Genomic DNA, 16,960 nt, shown 5'->3' on the forward strand with positions numbered 1-16,960 from the left:
CATGACCACGGCCGCCGCCGGCCCCGTGACCGCGACCGGCACCACGACCGGCAGCGGGACCGGCACCGCGACCCACTGTCCGTACTGCGCCCTCCAGTGCGCCATGACCCTGACCCCTGAGGCCGACGCCCGGCTGGCCGTCACCCCGCGGGACTTCCCCACCAACCGGGGCGGTCTGTGCCAGAAGGGCTGGACCTCCGCACACCTGCTGGACTCGCCGGAGCGGCTGACCACCCCGCTCGTGCGGGACGCCAAGGGCGCTCCGCTCCGCGAGGCGGGCTGGGACGAGGCCCTCGGCCTGGTGGCCCGGCGCTTCGCGGCGCTGCGCGAGACGCACGGCGCGGACTCCGTTGCCGTCTTCGGCAGCGGCGGGCTGACGAACGAGAAGGCGTACACGCTCGGCAAGTTCGCCCGGGTCGCGCTCGGCACCTCGCAGATCGACTACAACGGACGGTTCTGCATGTCGTCGGCCGCGGCGGCCGGGAACAAGGCGTTCGGGCTCGACCGGGGGCTGCCGTTCCCCGTCACCGACCTGGACGACTCCGAGGCCGTGGTGCTGGTCGGCGCCAATCCCGCCGAGACGATGCCGCCGCTGATGGGCCACTTCGACCCCGCACGGCTGATCGTCGTCGACCCGCGCCGTACGGCGACCGCGCAGGCCGCGCTGGACGGTGGCGGCATCCACCTGCAGCCTGCTCCCGGTACGGACCTCGCGCTGGCGCTCGGGCTGCTCCATGTCGCGCTGGTGGAGGGCTATTTGGACACCCCGCAGCGCACCGCCTACCGCGCGGAGCGCACCGTGGGGTGGGAGGACGTGCGGCAGTGCGCCGCGCGCTGGTGGCCGGAGCGTACGGAACGGCTGACCGGGGTCGCAGCGGCCGATCTGCGCCGCGCCGCCGCCACGCTGGCCCGCGCCCGGCGCGCCCACATCCTCACCGGACGCGGTGCCGAGCAGCACAGCAAGGGCGTCGACACCGTCTCCGCCTGGATCGATCTCGCCCTCGCACTGGGCCTGCCCGGCACCCCCGGCTCCGGATACGGCTGCCTGACCGGGCAGGGCAACGGGCAAGGCGGCCGGGAACACGGCCAGAAGGCCGACCAGCTGCCCGGCTACCGGCACATCGAGGACCCGGCTGCCCGCGAGCACATGGCCCGGATCTGGGGCGTACCCGCCGAGTCGCTGCCGGGTGCCGGACGCAGCGCCTGGGAACTGCTGGACGCGCTCGGCACGCCGGACGGCCCCGCGGCGCTGCTGGTGATGGGCTCCAACCCGGCCGTCTCCGCGCCGCGGGCACGCCGCGCCGTCGAGCGGCTGCGGGCGCTGGACTTCCTCGTCGTCGCCGACTTCCTCCGCTCGGAGACCGCCGAACTCGCCGACGTGGTGCTGCCGGTGACCATGTGGGCCGAGGAGTCCGGCACCATGACCAATCTGGAGGGCCGCATCCTGCGGCGCCGCGCGGCACAGTCCCCGCCGCCGGGCGTACGGACGGACCTGGAGGTGCTGCACGGGCTGGCCGTGCGGCTGGGCCGCGCCGAGCACGAGTTCCCCGCCGATCCGGCGCCGGTCTTCGACGAACTGCGCCGCGCCTCGGCCGGCGGCACCGCCGACTACGCGGGCGCCGCACCGGAACTGCTGGACGCGGGCGAGGCCGTTTACTGGCCCATACGCAAGAGCCCCAGCGGCGGCACGGACACCGTCGGCACGCCCCGGCTCTTCCTCGACCGGTTCGCGCACCCCGACGGCCGGGCCCGCTTCCTGCCCGTCGAGCACCGGGACGCGGCCGAGCTGCCCGATGCCGAGCACCCGCTGTACGCCACCACCGGGCGGCAGTTGCAGCACTACCAGTCCGGAGCGCAGACCCGCCGGGTGCCCGAACTGCTGGCCTCCGCGCCCGAGCCGTACGTGGAGGTGCACCCGGACACGGCCCGCCGCGCCGGGCTCGCCGACGGGGACACCGCACGGATCGTCTCCCGGCGCGGGGCCGTCCTCGCGCGTACCCGCTGCGTTGCGAGCCTGCGCCCCGACACCGTCTTCCTGCCCTTCCACTTCCCGGGCGACGGGGCCGCCAACGCGCTCACCAACCCCGCGCTCGACCCGGTGAGCCGGATGCCGGAGTTCAAGCTGAGCGCCGTACGGCTGGAGCGCGCCGACGGGCGCGGCGCCGCCGGCCAGAGGGAGGCAGCGTGAACCGGGCACTGAACGTCGTGGTCGTCGGCAACGGAATGGTCGGCGCGCGGCTGCAGGAGGAGACGCTGCGGCGCGACCCTCGGAGCAGGCGGGTGCGGATGACCGTGCTGGGCGCCGAACCGGTCGGCGGCTACAACCGGGTGCTGCTGCCCGGGCTGCTGTCCGGCTCGCTGACGGAGGCCGACCTGGCGCCGGAAGCGCCCGGCGAGAGCCCGCTGGCCACCGGCACCACCGTCACCGGCATCGACCGCGCGGCCCGCACCGTCAGCACCGCCGACGGACGGCAACTCCCGTACGACAGGCTCGTACTGGCCACCGGCGCCGCCACCGCTGTACCCCCGCTGCCCGGGCTGCGTGACGACACGGACGAGGGGAGCGGAGTGCTGTCGCGTGGCGTCACCGCGCTGCGCACGCTCGCCGACGCTCGCCGGCTGCGCCGCCTCGCCGACCGGGCCCGGGCCGTCGGCGCACGGATCGCGGTGCTCGGCGGCGGCGTGCTCGGGCTGGAGGCGGCCCGCGCGCTGGTGGCCCGCGGCGTCGCCGTGACCGTCGTACACCCGGCGCCGCATGTGATGGACCGGCAGCTGGACGCGCCCGCCGGGCGGGTGCTGGGCCGGGCGCTGCGCCGTACCGGCATCGAGCAGCGGCTGGGTGTGATGGCGGTGCGCTGGGAGCCCGGCAAGGGCCTGCACCTGGACGACGGCAGCGTGCTGAACGCCGCCGGGCTGCTGCTGTGCACGGGTGCGCGGCCCGAGACCGGGCTCGCCGAGCAGTGCGGGCTGGACGTGGGCCCGGCCGGGATCGCCGTCGACGACACCCTCACCACCTCCGACCCGGACATCTACGCGCTCGGCGACTGCGCCGACGCCGAACCCGGGCTCATACAGCCCGGCTGGGAACAGGCGGCCGTGCTCGCCGACCGGCTGACCGGCGAGGACCCGTACGCGCGCTACCTCGGCAGCCCGCGGGTGACCCGGCTGAAGGCGGCGGGCATCGAACTGGCCTGCCTGGGCGACCCGTTCGTGGCCGACGACGGTTTCGCGGGACACGCCCCGGCCGGTGGCGGCCCGGCCCGCGACGGCTTCACGGGGGGAGACTTCGCGGACGACGGCGGCCCCGAGGTCCTGCGGCTGGAGGACCCCACCCGCGAGCGCTACGCCAAGCTCGTACTGCACGGCGACCGGGTCACCGGCGCCATCCTGCTCGGGGTGCCCGACGCCGCCGCCGGTCTCGTCCAGCTCTACGACAAGGGCGCCCCGGCCCCCTCCGACCGGCTCGCCCTCATGCTCGGCCGGGCACTGCCGCCCGAGACGGCGGGCGAGACCGGCGAGGCGCTGCCCGACCACGCGATGGTGTGCCGCTGCAACAGCGTCACCAAGGGCGCCCTGCGCTCGGCCTGGTACGACGGCGCCCGCTCGGCCCGCGAACTGGCCGACACCACCCGCGCCACCACGGGCTGCGGCGGCTGCCGCGGCGCCGTCGAGAAGCTCGCCGCATGGCTCGCCGAGACCGACCCGCTCTCCAGCCGTGACACCCCTGCCACGACCGCCCCGAGGTGAACCCCATGACCAACTCGCACTCTGCAGCCCCGCGCAAGCTCGTCGTCGTCGGCCACGGCATGGTCGGCCACCGGCTGGTCGAAGCCCTCGACTCCCGCGACGCGGACCGGCAGTGGGAGATCACCGTGCTCGCCGAGGAGCAGCGCCCCGCCTACGACCGGGTGGCCCTCTCCTCCTGCTTCGACGGTGCCGACGAGAGTGCCCTGCGGCTGCCCGAGCACGACACCGAGCGGATCGACCTGCGGCTGGGCGACCCGGTGACCGGGCTCGACCGCGAGGCGAACGCCGTACTGACCGCGTCCGGCGAGAAGGTGCCGTACGACGCGCTCGTACTGGCCACCGGCTCGCGGCCGTTCGTGCCGCCGCTGCCCGGCTCCACCGCCCCCGGCTGCCTCGTCTACCGCACCCTGGACGACATCGACGCCATCCGCGCCGCGGCGGGCAAGTCCACCACCGGTCGCGGTGTGGTGGTCGGCGGCGGACTGCTCGGCCTGGAGGCCGCCAACGCGCTGCGGCTGCTGGGGCTGACCACCCACGTCGTGGAGATGGCCCCGCATCTGATGGCCGTCCAGCTCGACGAGGGCGGCGGCGCGCTGCTCGGCCGCATGGTGGGCGAGCTGGGCGTGGCCCTGCACACCGGAACCGGCACCAAGCAGGTCGTCACCGACCCGGAGACCGGCGCGGCGAGCGGCGTGGAGCTGACCGACGGCACCTTCCTGGAGACCGATCTGGTGGTCTTCGCCGCAGGCATCAGGCCCCGCGACGAACTCGCCCGCGAGGCAGGGCTGGAGGTGGGGGAGCGCGGCGGCGTCGTCGTGGACGAGACCTGCCGGTCGGTGACCGACCCGCGGGTGTGGGCCGTCGGCGAGGTCGCCTGTATCGAGGGGCGGACCCTCGGCCTGGTCGCGCCCGGGTACGCCATGGCCGAGACGGTCGCCGACCGGCTGCTGGGCGGCGAGGCCGGCTTCCCCGGCGCGGACACCGCGACCCAGCTCAAACTGCTCGGCGTCGGCGTCGCCTCGTTCGGCGACGCGCACGCCACCACGCCGGGCGCGCTGGAGGTCGTCCTCAACGACCCGGTCGCCGCCACCTACGGCAAGCTGGTCGTCTCCGACGACGCCAAGACGCTGCTCGGCGGCATCCTCGTCGGCGACACCTCCGGCTACCCGCTGCTGCGCCCGCTGGTCGGCAGTGCGCTGCCCGCCGACCCGGCGACGCTGCTGGCCCCCGAGTCCGCGGGCGGCGCGGCAGCCGGGGGAGGGGTGGCCGGGCTGCCGGACAGTGCGCAGATCTGCAGCTGCCACGCCGTCACCAAGGGCGCGCTGACCGAGGCCATCACCGAACAGGGCTGCGCCGACGTCCCCGCACTCAAGTCCTGCACCAAGGCCGGTACCGGCTGCGGCTCGTGCGTACCCGCGCTCAAGCAGATACTCGAAGCGGCGGGCGTCGAGCAGTCCAAGGCGCTGTGCGAGCACTTCGACCACTCGCGGGCCGAGCTGTTCGAGATCGTCGCGGCCACCGGTATCACCACCTTCTCGCAGCTGGTGGCCGAGCACGGGCGCGGGCGCGGCTGCGACGTGTGCAAGCCCGCCGTCGCCGCGATCCTCGCCTCCCGCGACAGCGGCACCCACATCCTGGACGGCGAACGCGGCGGCCTCCAGGACACCAACGACCGCTACCTGGCCAATATGCAGCGCAACGGCACCTACTCCGTCGTGCCCCGCGTCCCCGGCGGCGAGATCACCCCGGCCCGCCTCATCGTGCTCGGCGAGGTGGCCCGCGACTTCGACCTCTACACCAAGATCACCGGCGGGCAGCGCATCGACCTGTTCGGCGCCCGCCTCGAACAGCTCCCCGCCATCTGGCGCCGGCTCACCGACGCCGGCTTCGAGTCCGGGCACGCCTACGGCAAGGCCGTCCGTACGGTGAAGTCCTGTGTGGGCTCCACCTGGTGCCGCTACGGCGTCCAGGACTCGGTCGGCCTTGCCATCGAACTGGAGCTGCGCTACCGGGGGCTGCGCGCCCCGCACAAGCTCAAGGCGGGCGTCTCCGGCTGCGCCCGCGAGTGCGCCGAGGCCCGCAGCAAGGACTTCGGCATCATCGCCACCGAGCAGGGCTGGAACCTCTACGTGGGCGGCAACGGCGGCTTCACCCCCCGCCATGCCGAACTCCTCGCGTCCGACCTGGACCACGAGACGCTCGTCCGCACCATCGACCGCTTCCTGATGTTCTACATCCGCACCGCCGACCGCCTCCAGCGCACCGCCGCCTGGCTCGAAGCCCTCGAAGGCGGCCTCGACCACCTGCGGGCCGTGATCATGGACGACTCGCTCGGCATCTGCGACGAACTCGACGCGGCCATGGAACGGCACGTCGCCGACTACCACGACGAGTGGCGCGGCGTCCTGGAGGACCCCGAGAAGCTGGCTCGCTTCACCTCCTTCGTCAACGCCCCCGAGACCCCCGACCCGGCGATCTCCTTCGCCGTCGAGCGGGAGCAGCCGGTCCCGGTGCCCGGCCCGGTGGCCCTCGGCATGCCGAAGATGCCCGCCGCCGAGGGCGTGAGCGCCCGATGAGCAGCCTTGCCCGTACGAGCCGAAAGGTGACCGCCATGACGACCGCCATGCCCACCAGCCCCACGACCGACCGGGCCGACTGGTCCGCCGTCTGCCCGCTGGAGGTCCTCCCCGTCGAGCAGGGCCGCGCGGCACTGCTGCCGGACGGCAGCGCGGTCGCCCTCTTCCGGCTGCACACCGGCGAGATCTACGCGGTCGGGAATCTGGACCCCTTCAGCGGGGCACCCGTCATCTGCCACGGGATCGTCGGCGACCGGAACGGCGTCCCCGTCGTCACCGGGCCGCTGGGCAAGGAGACCTTCGAGCTGGCGACCGGCCGCTGCCTGGACGACGAGGCCGTCCGGCTCCCCGTCCACGAAGTGCGGCTGACCGGCCGAGTGATCGAGGTCTCGGCCCCGCGAAACACGGTGGAAACGCTGGTCGGGGGACGATGAACAGCACGAAGCCCCCACGTGAGGACTGAGAGGAGACGCGGTGTCGGCACCTGACCCGTCGCGGAGCCGTACGGGATCCGTTCCCCCGCTGGCGGGGTTCACCGTCGCGGTCACTGCAGCGCGCCGGGCCGAGGAGCTGGGTGCGCTGCTGGAGCGGCGCGGCGCCGAGGTCGTCCACGCGCCCGCCCTGCGCATCGTCCCCCTCGCGGACGACGTCGAACTGCGGGACGCCACCAAGGAGCTGGTGACCCGCCCGCCGGACGTGACCGTCGCCACCACCGGCATCGGCTTCCGCGGCTGGATGGAGGCCGCGGACGGCTGGGGCGAGGGCGAGGCCCTGCGCAGCGCCCTCGCGGTCGGCGAACTGCTGGCCCGCGGCCCCAAGGCGTGCGGCGCGCTCCGTGCCGCGGGCCTGCGGGAAGCCTGGTCTCCGGCCTCGGAGTCCTCCACCGAGGTCCTCGAACGCCTGCTGGCCCGCGACGACCTGGACGGGCTGCGGATCGCCGTCCAGCTGCACGGCGAACCGCTGCGGGACTTCATCGACGCGCTGCGCGGCGCCGGTTCCGAGGTGGTACCGGTGCCCGTCTACCGGTGGACGGGCCCGGTCGACCCCGGCCCTCTCGACCGGCTCATCGACGCCGTACTGGGCGGCGGCGTGGACGCCCTCACCTTCACCAGCGCCCTGGCCGCCGCCGGGCTCTACGCCCGCGCGGAAGAAGGCGGCCTCACCGAGGAACTGACCCGGGCGCTGCGCGGCCGCACCCAGGTCGCCTGCGTCGGCCCCGTCACGGCCGCGCCGCTGCTCGCCCGGGACATCCCCGCCTACTGGCCGGAGCGGTTCCGGGTCGGCGCCCTCGTCCGGCTGCTGTGCGAACGGCTGCCCGCCACCGCGCCCACGCTGCCCGCCGCCGGGCACATGCTGGAGGTACGCGGCACCGCGGCGCTGCTCGACGGCGAGCTGCGGCCCGTCAGCCCCGGGCCGATGGCCATCCTGCGGGCCCTGGCCCGCCACCCGGGCCAGGTGATGTCCTGTGCCGACCTGCTGCCCTATCTGCCCGGCGGCGGCACCGACGAGCACGCCGTCGAAGCCGCCGTCGCCCGGCTGCGCACCTCACTGGGCGTCTCCTCCGTCGTGCAGACCGTCACCAAGCGCGGCTATCGCATCGCCCTCGACCCGGCGTCGGTCTCGTCGGTCTGCGAGGCCGACGCATGACGGTGCTGCTCGTGGCGCACGGCACCCGGCGCCCCGCGGGTGCGCGCACCGTGCGGGAGCTGGCCGACGGGGTCGCCGCCCGGCTGGGGCAGCCGGTCACCGTCGCCTACGCGGACGTACGGGGGCCGACCGTCGCTGAGGCCCTCGCCGCGCTGCCCGGCCCCGTCACTCTGATCCCCGCCTTCCTCGCCTCCGGCTACCACGTGCGGGCCGACATACCCGCGCAGGTCGCCGCCGCCGGGAGGGCTGCCGATGTGACGATGACCCCCGCTCTGGGCGCCGACCCCGCGCTGCTGGCAGCCCTCGTCGACCGGCTCGCCGAGGCGGGGGTACGGGAGGGGGATGCCGTGGTGCTGGCCGCCGCCGGGTCCTCCGACGCGGGGGCCCGCGCCGAGGCCCACGCCATGGCCCGCCGTCTCGGCCGCCTTCTGCGGGGCCCGGTTCCCGTCGCCTGGGCCGCCACCGCGGAGCCCGCCGTCGCGGAGGAAGTGGCTCGTCTGCGGAGTGCCGGCGCCGCGCGTGTTGCCGTCGCCACCTGGTTGTTGGCGCCCGGCTTGTTCGCCGACCGGCTCCAGGCCGCCGGCGCCGATGCCGTGGCCGCGCCGTTGGGGGCGCACCCGGCTGTGACGGCCACCCTCGCCGGGAGGGCCCTCACCTGGGTCGGCGCCGCGGCCGGTTGAGGGGCCCGGCCGGAGCGCAGAGGGGAGGCCCGTCCACATGGTGGACGGACCAATGCTGGGGCCGCAACGGCTGTGGCATACTCCCTCGCAGGTCACGAGCGACAGCGACAAAGGCCCCGGCCCGCTGTCCGGCAACCCTCCGTCCGTGGCGGGGTGCCCCGGGTGATGACCAGGCCGTAGGACAGCAAGGTCTACGGCAAGCGCGGATCCCTCTCCGCCAGGGGTCCTGGTCTACGAGGGAGCCTTCTGTGAGCAAGCGAATGCGCTAGGGCCGAAGGGCGGCACTTCTCCCCGCCCCGGCCCTCCCACTGTTCCGCCGTCAGGCGACCAGTACACACGCGACCAGCGAACACGGCACTGCCATGCCGTGATTCCCCTTGCCACTCACTTCTTCACCTTGCCCGGAGTCTGCTATGTCGTCCACCGCCACTTTTGCCCCCTCTTGTACCCCCTCCCACAGTGACGAGGCCCTCCCCGTGCTGGGCCGCGACGTCCAGGTACCGCTCGTCACCGGGGGCGAAGCCCCCTACGCGGCGCTGGACTACGCGGCAAGCGCCCCCGCGCTGCAGCGCGTATGGGACGACGTGGCGGCGTACGCGCCGTACTACGGCAGCGTGCACCGCGGCGCCGGCTACCTCTCCCAGCTGTCGACGGAACTGTTCGAGCAGAGCAGGCAGACCGTCGCCGAGTTCCTCGGCTGCCGCGAGGGCGACCAGGTCGTCTTCACCCGGGCGACGACCGACTCCCTCAACCTCCTTGCGGCGGCACTTCCCAAGGGCACCAGGGTGTTCGTGTTCGAGACCGAGCACCACGCCTCCCTCCTTCCGTGGCGGGCGCACGATGTGACGTATCTGGACGCGCCCCGCTCGCCCGAACGGGCCGTCGCCACACTGGAGTCGGCGCTGCACGCGGCGCCCGCCGGGCCGAAGCTGGTCTGCGTGACGGGCGCCTCGAACGTCACCGGCGAGGTGTGGCCGGTGCGCGAGCTGGCCCGCGCCGCGCACCGGCACGGCGCGCGGCTGGTACTGGACGCGGCGCAGCTCGCCCCGCACCGCCCCGTCAGCCTGACGGAACTGGAGGCGGACTGGGTGGCGTTCTCCGGGCACAAGCTGTACGCGCCCTTCGGTGCGGGCGTGCTGGCCGGCCGCGCCGACTGGCTGCGCGCTGCGGAGCCGTATCTGGCGGGTGGCGGCGCGAGCCGCCGCGTGACCCGCAGCGCGGACGGCACCGTAGAGGTGGAGTGGCAGCACAACGAGGCCCGGCACGAGGCGGGCTCGCCCAACGTGATCGGCGCGTACGCCATCGCGTCCGCCTGCCGGGCGCTGACCGAGGCCGGGTTCGACCGCCTCGTCGCCCGCGAGGAGGAGCTGCTGGGCCGGCTCCGTACCGGCCTGGCCGACGTCCCCGAGGTGAAGGTCCTCTCCCTCTTCGGGGAGGACGCCGACCGGGTCGGCGTGGTCTCCTTCGTCGTCGAGGGCTGGAACAGCTCGCACTTCGCGGCGGCGCTCTCCGCCGAGTACGGGATCGGCGTCCGCGACGGCCTCTTCTGCGCCCACCCGCTGCTCCGTACTCTCCTCGGGCAGGAGGGCGACACCCCCGGCGAGTGCGGAGCGCCCGAGGCAGCGCCCGGCGAGCGGTCACTCAACGCGGTCCGCGTCAGCTTCGGCGCCGGGACGCCGGACGAGCACGTGGACCGGTTCGTGGCCGCCGTACGGGAGTTGGTGCGGGACGGCGCGCGCTGGACCTACCGTACGGAGGACGGCCGCTGCGTCCCGGAGACACCCGGGCACGCCGGGAGCTGAGCTCAGTACGCCACCGTGAACCGCGCCCGGTGGTGCTTGGGCCGCTCCGCCTCGTCGATCAGAGCCACGGCGAAATCCTCCATGGAGATCGCGGAGCGGCCCTCGCCGTCCAGCAGCAGTTCGTCGGCGCCGACCCGGTAACGGCCCGTGCGCCGTCCCGGTTCCAGCAGCGCGGGCGGGCTGACGTACGCCCAGTCCAGCTGGTCGGGGGCGTGCCGGAGGCAGAGTGCGTACTGCTCGTTGCACGCCTCGGCGATGGGGCGCCACTCCTCGGGAACGTAGCGCGGGTCCTCGCTCACCCGGGTCCGGCCCTCGGTGCCGGGCACGGTGAGGCTGCCCGCGCCGCCGACGAGCAGCAGCCGCACGCCGGTACGCCCCAGCCCGGTCAGCAGGCCGCGTGCGGCGAGCGGCAGCCCGCTCTCGTTGCCGGGCGCGGGGCGGGTTGCGCTGATGACCAGGTCCTGGCCGTCGCTGAGGGCCGCGACGTCCCCGGCGTTGGCGGCGTCGCCCACCCGGTGACCGGCGTCCGGGTGCAGGGCGGGAAAGCGCACCGGGTCACGGACGACGGCCGTGGCCTCGTGGCCGCGCGAGAGGGCCTCGGTGACGACCCGGCTGCCGACGTTCCCTGCCGCGCCGAAGACGACTATGCGCATGGTGTTCAACTCCTGGGATGCGGTGGTGCTTTGGGTGCCTTATCGATAAGTCGGTTGGACGATGTGTGGTCAGTTGGTGGCGGTGCGGCGGGTGGTGGCGACCCGTTCCAGTCCCCACACCGCCAGCGCACCGGCCGCCAGCCCTGCTCCCAGCAGGCACACCCCGCTCCAGCCCGCGTGCGTCCACACCACGGCGGTCAGCGCCGAGCCGGTGGCGCCGCCGATGAAGAAGCTGGTCATGAAGACGGAGTTGAGGCGGTTACGGGCCTCGGGGCGCAGCGCGTACAGCACCGTCTGGCTGCTGTTGAGCACGGCCTGTTGGCCGACGTTCAGCGCGACGATGCCCAACGACAGCCACAGCAGGGAGCGTTCACCTGCCAGGAGCAGCAGCCAGCCGCCGCCGAGCAGGACGATGCCGGATCCGGTCACGTACTGCACGAATCCGCGGTCGTTCAGCCTCCCGGCGAAAGTCATCGCCAGTACACCGATGGCCCCGAGCAGTCCGAAGAGGCCGATCGCTCCCTCCGACCAGTTGAAGGGCGGCCGGGCCAGCAGGAAGGTGAGCGCGGTGAGCTGCACGCTGTACGAGGCGAGGGAGAGGCCGCCGAGCACCGCGCGGCGGCGCAGCAGGGGTTCTTCGCGCAGCAGGGCCAGGGCGGAGCGCAGCAGCGCGGGGTAGGACAGCTGGGCTGTGGACCGTACGCGCGGCAGACAGCGGTGCAGCGCTACGGCCATCACGGCGACGGGTATCGCGCTGGCCCAGTACACGGTGCGCCATCCGCCGAGCCCGGCCAGCGCGCCGGAGACGGTGCGGGCGAGCAGTCCGCCCAGCAGCACCCCGGACATCACGGTGGCCACGGCCCGCCCGCGCGCCTCGTCCGGGACGAGGGCCGCCGCGTAGCCGACGACGACCTGCGCGCCGACTGCCGTCAGCGCCACGGCCACGGTGCCCGCCAGCAGTAGCGGGCCGTTGGGCGCGGCGGCCGTCAGCGCGAGGAAGAGCGCGGTCGCCGCCAGCAGCCCGACCGCGAGGCGGCGCCGGTCGAGCACGTCCCCGAGCGGGACGATCAGCAGCAGGCCGAGCGCGTATCCGGCCTGTGAGGCGGTCACCAGCAGGCCCGCGAGGGTGGTGCCGATGTGCAGATCGCGGGTGATGAGGTCGAGGAGGGGCTGGGCGAAGTAGTTGCCCGCGCAGGAGAGTCCGGTGGCGACCGCCATCAGGAGCAGCAGCCTGCGGCTGGGCGCGGCGACTCCGGCTGCGGGGTCGGCCTCGGCGGGCCTCGAGGGCCGGGCGTCGGCAGCGGTTTCGGTCATGCGTTCAGGCTGCGGCCGGAGAGGTCGATGAGTCCAACGCATCCTTGTCATGTGAGCAATCGCAGAACGCGATCGATGGGCCTACGCTGAGCAGCATGGAACTCCAGCAGCTGCGCTACGTCGTCGCCGTCGCCGAGACCGGCGGCTTCACCCGTGCCGCCGAGCGCTGCCATGTCGTCCAGTCCGCGCTCAGCCACCAGATCGCCAAGCTGGAGAAGGAGTTGGGCGCCCGGCTGTTCGACCGTACGAGCCGCCGGGTGGCGCTCACCCCCGCCGGTGAGGCGTTCCTCCCCGCTGCCCGGCAGTCCCTGGAGGCCGCCGAGCGTGCCGCCGCCGAGGTCGCGGCGGCCACCGGCGAGATCCGCGGCACCCTCGCCCTCGGCGCGATCAGCACCATTGCCTCCGTCGACCTGCCGCGGCTGCTCCGCGACTTCCACAACCGCTATCCGCAGGTGCGCATCAGCATGACCGCCGGCCGCAGCGAGCTGCTGGTCGAGGAAGTCCGCCGCGGCACCCTCGACCTGGCGTTCCTCGGCGTCACCCCGGCCTTCCGCGCGAAGGGCGTCCGGTCCCGCACCCTGGTGCGGGACCGCCATGTCGTCATGGTCGCCCCCGACCACCCCCTCGCGGCGGAGGGTACGCAGGGCCCGCTGGAGCTGGCGCGGCTGGCCGAGGAGACCTTCGTCGACTTCGCCGCGGGCAGCCACGCCCGGGCCCAGACGGAGGAGATCTTCGCCGCGGCCGGACTGCACCGTGATGTCGCCTTCGAGGTCTCCCACTGGGAGTTCCTCGCGGGCCTCGTCCGCAACGGCATGGGCATCGCCCTCCTCCCCTCCGCCTTCGTCTCCCAGCTCTCCGGCCTGCGCGTCCTCCCCGTCCACGAAGGCCCCCAACGCGAGGAGCGCCTGGTCTGGAGCGCCACCCGCCTCACCCCGGCGGGGGCCGCGTTTCTGCGGGAGCTGGGGGTGGGGGAGGGAGAGGGGGACGCGGAGGAGTGAGGGCCACGGGCGGGTGCGGGGCCGGTGATCCGGAGCTGCGGGCCGGCTAGGCGCGTAGGACGCCGACTCGGGAGGCGAGGCCGCGCAGGTCGGGTGTCGTACGCCCCGAGAGCAGCAGGCCGGAGACGAGGGCTTGGACGGTGGGGCGTGTGTGTGTCTGCGGGGCGCAGCGACGAGCGGGCCTCGGGTGTCTAGAGCACCGGCGGGCGGCCAAGGCGGGTCATGTGCCAGACCGTGGCCCACCGCATCGGCCGCCGTGGTGGACACGACGTGCGCACGCCCTCGGCGAATCCTCCGAACCAGGCGCGGAGCCCGCCCCACGAGCGGGTCCGGGCCAGGGTGAGAAGGGTCCAGGCACCGAGGTAGGCGGGGACGAGCGGCGCGGGCAGGTGGCGTTTGGCCAGCCACACCCGGTTCCGGGCGACCATGCGGTGGAAGACCGCGTGCCGGGTCGGCGATGTCCACGGGTGCTGGAGCACCAAGGCGGGCTCGTAGAGCACCTTCCATCCCGCATCCAGGGCGCGCCAGGCCAGGTCGGTCTCCTCGTGGGCGTAGAAGAACGCGTCCGGCCAGCCACCGGTCTGCTTCAGCATCCTCGATGAGAGGGCGTGTCCACCGCCGAGGAAGGTGGTGACCAGACCGCCGCGCATCGGGTCACCGGCCCGCAGCCGCGGCACATGGCGCCGCTGGGTACGGCCGCGCTCGTCGCGGATCCGGAAGCTGACGATGCCCAGCCGCTCGTCCTGGTCGTACAGGGTGGCCAGGCGGGTGAAGACATCGCGGCTGATCAGCAGACCGTCATCGTCCAGATCCACCACCACATCGACGTCCCCGAACTCCGCCAGGCGGGCGAGAGCCGCGTTCCGGCCGCCGGCCACGCCCAGGTTCTCCGGCAGTTCGAGGGCGGTCACCCAGTCCGGGAGCGCGGGCAGTGGCGCCCCGTTCCCGACCACCACCACCCGCTGCGCAGGCGTCTCCTGCTCGGCGACCGACTCCAGCAGCTCCATCAGTTCGGCTGGTCGGTTGCCCATCGTCAAGATGGCGACTCCGATGCGCGGACTACTCACAGGTGAACGCTCCGTTCCTCCGGGACTGACGCAGATGCTAACGATCCGGACAGCGGGGCCGACCGCAAGAGAGGTCTTCATGCCCCAACTACGTATCGGCGATTGCCTCAGTTCACCCAGGGCCGGGATGCTTGCCGACACCCCGTATGCCGACCTGGACGACGCCGAGTTGGCTGACTTCCTGGCGGCATGGGGGGACTGGCACTGCCGAGCCCTCGCACGGCTTCCGCACTCTCACCGCATCCACCCCCAGCCCAGCGTGGCTTGCGTTCGAGCGCACTCGAAGTGGTGGGATCCGCTGGAACGGTTCGGGGCCGGTGATCCGGAGCCGTGCCGTTCCACTGTCCGTCCGCCTTCGCGTCTCTTGGAGGAGCCATGAGCGACTCGCCCGTCACGCTGATCACAGGGGGCTCCGCCGGTATCGGGGCCGCGGCAGCACGCCGTCTGCTGGAGCTCGGTCACCGCGTGACCGTCACCGGACGCGACGAGCAGCGGCTGGCGCGGTTCGCGAAGGACGTCGGGGAGCCCGAAGGGCTGCTGGCGGTGGCCGGTGACGCTGCCGACCACACGGCGGTCCAGGCCGCCGTGGACGCCACCGTCGAACGGTTCGGGCGGCTGGACAACGCCGTGGCGAACGCGGGGTTCGCCACTGACGGCACCGTGGTCGAGGGCGACCCCGCGGGCTGGCGGGACATGGTCCTCACCAACGTCCTCGGCCCGGCCCTCCTGGTCCGGGTGGCCACGGAGCAACTGCGGGCCACCCGGGGGCGGATCGTCCTGGTCGGCAGCGTCGCCGGTTTCATCCCCACGGTGGCAACCTGTACGCGGCGACCAAGTGGGCGGTCACCGGGCTCGCCGAGAGCACGCGCCGCGCGGTCACCGGGGACGGTGTCGGGGTGACCCTGATCGCTCCGGGACGGGTCGATACCCCGTTCTGGGACGGCCGGGGCGGCGCCCCGGACGGCCCGATGCTGACTGCCGAGCAGGTTGCCGAGTCCATCGCGTGGGCACTCGGTCAGCCGGAGGGCGTGGACGTCAACACCGTCGTGGTCCGCCCGGTGGGCCAGCCCAACTGACGAGGTCCTGACGTCAGGCGGGGCGGCACGGCTGGCGCAGCAGCGTCCGCATCTTCGCGGGGTCGGTCTCCGCCACGTCCGACAGATAGATCTCGTGATGCAGCCCGTTCGGCACGAGGCCACGCTCCCTCATGTACCGGTCCATGCGGGCGAGGGAGGCCGGTTCGTCGGCGTAGGGCCCGTGGTGGACCAGCTGTACGCAGCGGCCCTCGGTGAAGGTCACCAGCTGTACCCGGTCGACTGCCGCTCCGGAGGGGCGCGCCGCCTCCCGGGCCTGATCGACGAGCGCGGGGTCCAGCTCGTCCGGCAGCCGCAGGAAGAGGTGCCAGCGCCACAGCGCCCGCTCCACCTCCAGCGGCGGGCGCGGGTCCTCCACCCACCACCGGCCCTCCAGCGGTACCGGCCCGGCGCCCGGCAGCGCACCGGCGACGGAGTACAGGGCACGTACGCAGATCCCGTACTCCTCCCCGCCGGGCTCTCCCTGCCCGGTGACGCCCAGACCGCGCACGGGGCCGTACTCGGCCGAGCCGGGCTCGTCGTCGGCGGTGTACCAGGAAGCGGTATCGGTCTTCACGCTGTCTCCTTCGTCTCTCCCACCGGGACCATCAGCCGGGTGACGAGCTGGTCGGGCGGGGTGGTGGCGGGGTCGTTGACATAGACCTCCCGCAGCGGCCCGGCGAGGTCGTGCCCGCGCTCGGCGCACCAGGCCAGCAGGGCGTGCGCGGTCAGCGAGACCTGCGCGTACGGGCCGAGATGCGTGGCGCAGGCGAACACCCCGCCGGGCAGCAGATCGACGGCCGTGGACTCCGGCGCGCGGACCCCGTCGTCCAGCGCAGCGGCGACCGCGACGGGAACCTGCTCGTCCATGTCGAGGGGGAAGAGCCCGGTGAGCCGGGGAGGGCGAGCGCTGTCGAGCAGCGGCAGCAGCCGGGCCACACAGTGGGAGGTGGCCCGGCCGATGTCGTACGGCGAGGTGGCGAGGTCCCGTACCAGGGCGACGCGCTGCGGGCTCTCCTCGCGGAGCGCGACGTGGGCGGTCTCGGCGCTGGGCAGTCCCCGTTCCAGGATCCGCTCCAGTGCGGCGAGGCTGTGCTGCCGCCGGGCCAGCTCCTCGTCGAGCCGGTCGCGGACGGCGGCCAGCGCGCCGGTGGCCTCGGGCTTCCCGCGCAGCACCTCCGCCACGACGGGCAGCGGCACATCGAGGGAGCGCAGCAGCCCGACGGTCAGCGCGTCGCGGGCCTGCCCGGCGCGGTAGTAGCGGTATCCGGTGGCGGGGTCCACCCGGGCGGGCGGCAGCAGGCCGAGGTCGGCGTAGTGCCGCAGCTGTTTGACGCTGAGCCGGGCCAGGCGGGCGAACTGTCCGATGGACAGCAGGTGGTCGTCGTTCACGGGGACAACGA

13 protein-coding genes, 1 pseudogene and 1 riboswitch are annotated in these 16,960 nt (G+C 74.0%); of the genes and pseudogenes, 9 read left to right on the forward strand and 5 right to left on the reverse strand.

Annotated features, from left to right (window positions below; genetic code table 11):
* Position 1: 1 nt before the first annotated feature.
* The 7 genes from ACTWQF_RS14205 to ACTWQF_RS14235 all read left to right on the forward strand — a co-directional run bounded on the left by ACTWQF_RS14205 (position 2) and on the right by ACTWQF_RS14235 (position 10,452).
* Complete coding sequence (locus tag ACTWQF_RS14205; RefSeq protein WP_443279714.1) at positions 2-2,188, forward strand: molybdopterin oxidoreductase family protein; 2,187 nt, start codon at positions 2-4, stop codon at positions 2,186-2,188.
* Positions 2,185-3,747 carry an FAD-dependent oxidoreductase gene (locus ACTWQF_RS14210; RefSeq protein WP_443279715.1) on the forward strand — a complete coding sequence of 521 codons (1,563 nt, stop codon included), beginning with the start codon at positions 2,185-2,187 and terminating at the stop codon, positions 3,745-3,747. Before ACTWQF_RS14205 ends, ACTWQF_RS14210 begins: the two co-directional genes overlap by 4 nt.
* 5 nt (positions 3,748-3,752) lie before the next feature.
* Entirely contained in the window at positions 3,753-6,323 is a 2,571-nt protein-coding gene (gene nirB, locus ACTWQF_RS14215) for a nitrite reductase large subunit NirB (RefSeq protein ID WP_443279716.1), read from the forward strand.
* 35 nt (positions 6,324-6,358) lie between these two features.
* Positions 6,359-6,757, forward strand: a complete 399-nt coding sequence (gene nirD, locus ACTWQF_RS14220) for a nitrite reductase small subunit NirD (RefSeq protein WP_443279717.1) — start codon at positions 6,359-6,361, stop codon at positions 6,755-6,757.
* Between the two features lie 40 nt (positions 6,758-6,797).
* Complete coding sequence (locus ACTWQF_RS14225) at positions 6,798-7,970, forward strand: uroporphyrinogen-III synthase (protein ID WP_443279718.1); 1,173 nt, start codon at positions 6,798-6,800, stop codon at positions 7,968-7,970.
* Positions 7,967-8,650 carry a sirohydrochlorin chelatase gene (locus ACTWQF_RS14230; protein ID WP_443279719.1) on the forward strand — a complete coding sequence of 228 codons (684 nt, stop codon included), beginning with the start codon at positions 7,967-7,969 and terminating at the stop codon, positions 8,648-8,650. The genes ACTWQF_RS14225 and ACTWQF_RS14230 overlap by 4 nt, the downstream gene beginning before the upstream one ends.
* Before the next feature lie 90 nt (positions 8,651-8,740).
* A riboswitch (SAM riboswitch) is annotated at positions 8,741-8,859 on the forward strand.
* 204 nt (positions 8,860-9,063) lie between these two features.
* The gene (locus tag ACTWQF_RS14235) at positions 9,064-10,452 is read left to right on the forward strand and encodes an aminotransferase class V-fold PLP-dependent enzyme (RefSeq protein WP_443279720.1); all 1,389 of its coding nucleotides are present in this window, start codon (positions 9,064-9,066) and stop codon (positions 10,450-10,452) included.
* Between the two features lie 2 nt (positions 10,453-10,454).
* Here ACTWQF_RS14235 and ACTWQF_RS14240 read toward each other — a convergent pair whose 3' ends face one another.
* Positions 10,455-11,105: an NAD(P)-dependent oxidoreductase gene (locus ACTWQF_RS14240; RefSeq protein ID WP_443279721.1), complete on the reverse strand. Its 651-nt coding sequence runs from the start codon at positions 11,103-11,105 to the stop codon at positions 10,455-10,457.
* A 69-nt stretch (positions 11,106-11,174) separates the two neighbouring features.
* Entirely contained in the window at positions 11,175-12,419 is a 1,245-nt protein-coding gene (locus ACTWQF_RS14245; RefSeq protein ID WP_443279722.1) for an MFS transporter, read from the reverse strand.
* A 95-nt stretch (positions 12,420-12,514) separates the two neighbouring features.
* Between ACTWQF_RS14245 and ACTWQF_RS14250 the strand changes: the two genes are divergently transcribed.
* A complete protein-coding gene (locus tag ACTWQF_RS14250) occupies positions 12,515-13,417 on the forward strand; it encodes a LysR family transcriptional regulator (RefSeq protein ID WP_443279723.1) in 903 nt (300 codons plus the stop codon).
* Between the two features lie 191 nt (positions 13,418-13,608).
* On the opposite strand, the gene ACTWQF_RS14255 is transcribed toward ACTWQF_RS14250, so the two are convergent.
* Positions 13,609-14,448 (reverse strand): glycosyltransferase family 2 protein, encoded by an 840-nt coding sequence (locus ACTWQF_RS14255; protein ID WP_443279724.1) that lies wholly within the window; start codon positions 14,446-14,448, stop codon positions 13,609-13,611.
* 411 nt (positions 14,449-14,859) lie between these two features.
* Here ACTWQF_RS14255 and ACTWQF_RS14260 point away from each other — a divergent pair.
* Positions 14,860-15,560: pseudogene (locus tag ACTWQF_RS14260) on the forward strand (SDR family oxidoreductase).
* Positions 15,561-15,573: 13 nt separating this feature from the next.
* Here the strand turns inward: ACTWQF_RS14260 and ACTWQF_RS14265 are convergent.
* Both ACTWQF_RS14265 and ACTWQF_RS14270 read right to left on the reverse strand, forming a co-directional pair.
* The gene (locus ACTWQF_RS14265; RefSeq protein WP_443279725.1) at positions 15,574-16,134 is read right to left on the reverse strand and encodes a GyrI-like domain-containing protein; all 561 of its coding nucleotides are present in this window, start codon (positions 16,132-16,134) and stop codon (positions 15,574-15,576) included.
* The gene (locus tag ACTWQF_RS14270; protein WP_443279726.1) at positions 16,131-16,949 is read right to left on the reverse strand and encodes a MerR family transcriptional regulator; all 819 of its coding nucleotides are present in this window, start codon (positions 16,947-16,949) and stop codon (positions 16,131-16,133) included. The genes ACTWQF_RS14265 and ACTWQF_RS14270 overlap by 4 nt, the downstream gene beginning before the upstream one ends.
* Positions 16,950-16,960: the final 11 nt, after the last annotated feature.

This window comes from Streptomyces sp. 8N114 (genome assembly GCF_052245835.1).
Lineage (GTDB): Bacteria > Actinomycetota > Actinomycetes > Streptomycetales > Streptomycetaceae > Streptomyces.

Excerpts from the sequence above, each read along its gene's own strand:
- ACTWQF_RS14250 (WP_443279723.1), top strand. The coding sequence starts at position 12,515 with ATGGAACTCCAGCAGCTGCGCTACGTCGTCGCCGTCGCCGAGACCGGC.
- nirD (WP_443279717.1), top strand. The coding sequence starts at position 6,359 with ATGACGACCGCCATGCCCACCAGCCCCACGACCGACCGGGCCGACTGG.
- ACTWQF_RS14255 (WP_443279724.1), bottom strand. The coding sequence starts at position 14,448 with ATGGGCAACCGACCAGCCGAACTGATGGAGCTGCTGGAGTCGGTCGCC.
- nirB (WP_443279716.1), top strand. The coding sequence starts at position 3,753 with ATGACCAACTCGCACTCTGCAGCCCCGCGCAAGCTCGTCGTCGTCGGC.
- ACTWQF_RS14235 (WP_443279720.1), top strand. The coding sequence starts at position 9,064 with ATGTCGTCCACCGCCACTTTTGCCCCCTCTTGTACCCCCTCCCACAGT.
- ACTWQF_RS14240 (WP_443279721.1), bottom strand. The coding sequence starts at position 11,105 with ATGCGCATAGTCGTCTTCGGCGCGGCAGGGAACGTCGGCAGCCGGGTC.
- ACTWQF_RS14205 (WP_443279714.1), top strand. The coding sequence starts at position 2 with ATGACCACGGCCGCCGCCGGCCCCGTGACCGCGACCGGCACCACGACC.
- ACTWQF_RS14230 (WP_443279719.1), top strand. The coding sequence starts at position 7,967 with ATGACGGTGCTGCTCGTGGCGCACGGCACCCGGCGCCCCGCGGGTGCG.
- ACTWQF_RS14245 (WP_443279722.1), bottom strand. The coding sequence starts at position 12,419 with ATGACCGAAACCGCTGCCGACGCCCGGCCCTCGAGGCCCGCCGAGGCC.